The sequence below is a fragment of the Streptomyces sp. SID3343 genome (genome assembly GCF_009865215.1).
In the GTDB taxonomy this organism is placed as follows: domain Bacteria; phylum Actinomycetota; class Actinomycetes; order Streptomycetales; family Streptomycetaceae; genus Embleya.
Map to the genome: position 1 here is coordinate 1 of NZ_WWJX01000451.1, position 301 is coordinate 301.

At 67.8% G+C, this 301-nt stretch carries 1 protein-coding gene; it reads right to left on the bottom strand.

Annotated features, from left to right (window positions below; all coding sequences use genetic code 11):
* Nucleotides 1-301, bottom strand: a 301-nt coding sequence (locus tag GT354_RS14350; RefSeq protein ID WP_161356690.1) for a dihydrofolate reductase family protein, incomplete at both ends; no start/stop codon positions are given.

A 301-nucleotide genomic window follows, 5' to 3' on the forward strand; every position in this document is an offset into this window, starting at 1 on the left:
CGTCGAAGGTGCGGTGCCCGATCATCTCGAGGGCAACGTCCGGATAACCGTCGTAGATGCGTTCCCCGCCGGTGGCCCCGGTGATCACCGGGAACATCACCACCCGGAAGCGGTCGACGAGTCCGGCTCGTAGCAGGGACCGACACAGGGCGAGGCTGCCGATCGTGCCGAGGAGCCCCGAGCCACTCGACTTCATGGCACGGACCGCCTCGACGGCGTCGTCGCGGACGAGCGTGGAGTTGGCCCACGTCAGCGGCTCCTCGAGCGAGGAGGAGAACACCACCTTGGACGCTTGCGTGAG